The 4,054-nt window shown below is 28.1% G+C and carries 3 protein-coding genes; all 3 read left to right on the top strand.

Features of this window, described 5'->3' with window-relative positions:
* Positions 1–306: 306 nt before the first annotated feature.
* The 3 genes from BA195_RS09525 to BA195_RS09535 all read left to right on the top strand — a co-directional run bounded on the left by BA195_RS09525 (position 307) and on the right by BA195_RS09535 (position 3,624).
* Positions 307–915: a hypothetical protein gene (locus BA195_RS09525; RefSeq protein WP_068704863.1), complete on the top strand. Its 609-nt coding sequence runs from the start codon at positions 307–309 to the stop codon at positions 913–915.
* A gap of 178 nt (positions 916–1,093) precedes the next feature.
* Positions 1,094–2,005, top strand: coding sequence for a DUF5655 domain-containing protein (locus BA195_RS09530; protein WP_068704865.1), 912 nt, complete (start codon positions 1,094–1,096; stop codon positions 2,003–2,005).
* A 749-nt stretch (positions 2,006–2,754) separates the two neighbouring features.
* A complete protein-coding gene (locus BA195_RS09535; RefSeq protein WP_068704867.1) occupies positions 2,755–3,624 on the top strand; it encodes a hypothetical protein in 870 nt (289 codons plus the stop codon).
* Positions 3,625–4,054 lie beyond the last annotated feature (430 nt).

A 4,054-nucleotide genomic window follows, 5' to 3' on the forward strand; every position in this document is an offset into this window, starting at 1 on the left:
TTGGCGAAGTTAGCATAAAATAATGACATAGTCAATTGATTTTCAAATAACTGTAGGTATTTTACAGAATTGGAATTAAAAAAGATTGGATTTTAATGAGTCTGTTTTTTGATGACGAGACTTTATCAGTCAGTGGTTGATAAAGTTCATAATAAAAAAATCAAATGGCAATTGGAGACATTTTATAGTGGCGGCTGACAGACTCCGTATTTAAAAAATTGTATATTTACTGATGAATAAAATACTAAAAACAACACCCCATATACGCCATTAAAACGGCGCATATAGGAAACGTTAGCTCACATTATGAAAAAAATCCGTCTACTAATTCTACTTCCCGTTTTTTATGGAATTTTTTGCTTTTTAATAATCGGTTGTGGCGGAAAAAAAGAAAAGAATAAATTGAATAGTCAAATTGAGTATGAATTTGAGAGGGAAATGATTATATATGATTTTGGGAATGGTTCAACAGAAAAAGTGGAACTTTATATAGATAAACTAAACGACACAATCGGAAATCAAGTTTTTGCTTATAACAATGAAATTATTGACTATTCGAAAAGCTTATTTTACGAATTAAGTATTGAGAAAATTAAAAGCTCAAACGAATATAACGGAATAATCAAATATCACTTTAATCCAAACAATGAGGGAAAATTAATTGGATTTACTTTTACAGTAATTAGTAAAACGGAGAAGAAAACTGACTTTATAAACTTTGAAAACTATGATAAAATAAAAAATCAATTGGAATTTAAGTTTAAAAATAATAGTGATACAATAGTTGGACACATTCACTCTCAACATACAATGGATATTAAAAACAATGAAGAGAAAATAAGGTTTAGAGAAATTTTTATTTCAGTTGACAATTATACCAAAACGAATAACCCATTTACGAAAGGATTACGTTGAATTAACGTGAGCTAACAACGTATAAAAAAAATTGCTAAATTAGTACTTAACCAAAGTTAGTTGCATTTTTATCAACTTCTGAATTTCCTTCGGAAATTCCTTGCTGCCAAAACCGCAACTTTCCTTATACAAAACCGTTGGCATTCATTAACCAAAAAAACGAAAATCGAGAAAATAAATGGCATTATTTAAAATAGAAAAGTCTTTAGAATACATTAAAGAAAAACCTTTCCGACTTGAAAAAGAAATTCAAGAAATGACTGAAAGTAATTTAAAGACAATTCTCGGACTTGATTTTGTGAAATCTGAATTTGCCCTAAACAACTTCCGAATTGACACTCTTGCGTTTGACAAAGAATCAAATGCCTTTGTTATTATTGAATATAAGAGAGATAAGAATTTTAGTGTAATTGACCAAGGTTATGCTTATTTGTCATTAATGCTTAATAATAAAGCTGACTTTATTCTGGAATTTAATGAAAACCTTGACAAAACACTCAAACGAAATGACGTAGATTGGTCACAATCGAGAGTTTTATTCGTTTCACCAGCTTTTACAAATTATCAACGTGAGGCAATAAATTTTAAGGACTTGCCGATTGAACTTTGGGAAGTCAAAAGATTTGAGAATAACACAGTTTCATACGAACAAATACAAAAGGCAGGAGCTCAAGAGAGTATAAAAACTATTTCCAAAACCGACCAAACAATTGACAATGTTGCGAAAGAAATAAAAGTCTATTCGGAACAGGAACATTTAGAAAACGGAAGCGAAGAAATAAAGGAATTGTACGAGAAATTGAAAAACGCAATTCTGAATTTTGACAATATAGAAGTTAAACCAAAAAAGAAATACATTGCTTTTGTTTCAGGCAGAAATGTAGTTGATATTCATCCACAAAGAAAAGCTTTGAAAATTTGGATAAATATGACAATTGGAGAACTTGACGACCCGAAAGGAATAACAAGAGATGTTTCTTCAACTGGACATTGGGGAAATGGAGATTATGAATTACAAATAAAATCGGACGAACATTTAGAATATATCTTGAGTCTAATTAAACAGTCGATTAAGAAAAATAAAAAATAACGAAATGCCAACAACGTGTATAATTAATGGCTAGTTATCGCCTACTTACGAAAATCCTAGCGGATTTTCTATTCGGTTTTTATTTGCTAACTTTAGTGCTTTAAAACGCCAAAAATCATACACAAAAACGTTGGGTTTAATGCAAAAAAATCTCGTTGAATTTCAAAAAATTTTAGTCTTTTAAGAACAAAAAAAGTTATTTAATCTTGAGAAAAATAAAGAAATACAATTATAAAAGGAAACTTATTATTGCGGAATTTTCTCTCAAACCTAGAATTGAATAATTTTATGGAATTTAATTTTGAAAACGTAGAACTGAGAACTAAAACAGAATGAAAAATGGAGACTCAACTTTGCGGAATTTTTTACTCAAACACAGAATTGAATAATTTTATGGAATTTAATTTTAAAAACGTAAAATTGAGCACAAAAACGGAATGAAAAATGGAAACTCAACTTTGCGGAATTTTTTACTCAAACGCAGAATTGAATAATTTTATGGAATTTAATTTTAAAAACATGAAATTGAACACAAAAACGGAATGAAAAATGAAAATAAATAAACTAAAAACAATAAAAACAAAAAGCACTAAAACCCAACAGCGTGTATAGTTCATTACGGGGGATTTTCTTGCAGAAAATCCTCGCACTTTCACTATCTTTGGTCTAAAACAGGAAAAATCTTGTCGATTTTTCCGTAACGAAACCATACACAAGTACGTTGGCACCAATTAGAAAAAACGAACTGAATGAGTTTTGATTTAAACTTTTACAAAAAAAGAAACAACAAAGTAACTACTTCTGAAATGGTTGAATTCTTAAATACTATCCCAATGTTGGAAAGTAAAACAGAAGACCAAATAGTTTATGAAAACGAAACTACAGGAGTTTTTTGCTTATTTGAAATTTATGAATCAAAAGAAAATAAAGATGAGGAAGAAAATGACTTTGGAGATTTAGAAGACACTAATTTATGTTTTAATATAAATTATGTCAGACCAGACTTTTTCGGAATTGAAAGTTTTGAGTTAGTAGATAATTTAGTAGAAAAATTTGACCTTTTTGTCCTTGACCCACAAGCAGAAGGAGAACCTATAAAGTATAAAAAGGGAGAATTATTAAAAAGTTGGTTAAAATCAAATGAAAAAATCAGTAAATCCTATTTTAAAGAATGGGAACTAAATTATTTAGAATTAGAAAAATCAAATTATTGTTGGAAATTCTGCTACAATAAAAACGAACTTCAAGAAAAATTAACAGAAGAATATTTTGTCCCGAATATTTTCTACGTGAATAAAAACGGAACTGAAAAAGTAGAAACTTTATGTGTTTGGCCTGAACATATTCCTTTTGTTTTACCAAAAGTAGATTTTGTTTTAATTCAAAAAAGAATCAAAAAGTTATTTAGGACAAAAGAAGAAAGTGGTTTAATAAAATATGAAACAATAATTGAAAAATTAGGAGAATATTTTGAAAACGAAAATGATTATAAAATTGTTCATCCGAAAAATGAGGACAAAATAAAACCGATTTTCAATTCACTTGAAATCTTAACAACAATAGAAAAATACGGAAAAGGAATTTCAGTAGATAAAATAGTGAATTACAAGAATGAATAAATAACTGGTGCCAACACCGTGTATAATTAATTGCTTGGTTCTAGCCTACTTACAAAAGTCCTCGCGGACTTTCTATTCGGTTTTTATTTGCTAACTTTAGTGCTTAAATCACGCAACTAACCATACACAAACACGTTGGCGCTCATAGAAATCGAAATTTTTAGAAAATATTTTTATTGAAAAATAATTCTATTTTTTAGAGAAAATTAAGAAAAATGTAATTTATTGAAACTTAAAAAAATTGAATAATATTTGCGCTTTTATGAGAATTGATTTCCTAAATTCCAGAAATACTAAATCGATAAAAATCTCGTCTAGTTTCAAAATAAATATGAAATCGTTGCGCTAAAAAGAGAATAATTTAGTTTTTAAGAATATTTTTATAATTATAGAAAAATCTTGTAGAATCTAATGTTACGAAAAATCGTTA

The organism is Tenacibaculum soleae, assembly GCF_001693415.1.
Taxonomy (GTDB): Bacteria; Bacteroidota; Bacteroidia; order Flavobacteriales; family Flavobacteriaceae; genus Polaribacter; species Polaribacter soleae.

Coding starts and splice junctions, on each gene's coding strand:
- BA195_RS09525 (WP_068704863.1), top strand. CDS start 307: ATGAAAAAAATCCGTCTACTAATTCTACTTCCCGTTTTTTATGGAATT.
- BA195_RS09530 (WP_068704865.1), top strand. CDS start 1,094: ATGGCATTATTTAAAATAGAAAAGTCTTTAGAATACATTAAAGAAAAA.
- BA195_RS09535 (WP_068704867.1), top strand. CDS start 2,755: ATGAGTTTTGATTTAAACTTTTACAAAAAAAGAAACAACAAAGTAACT.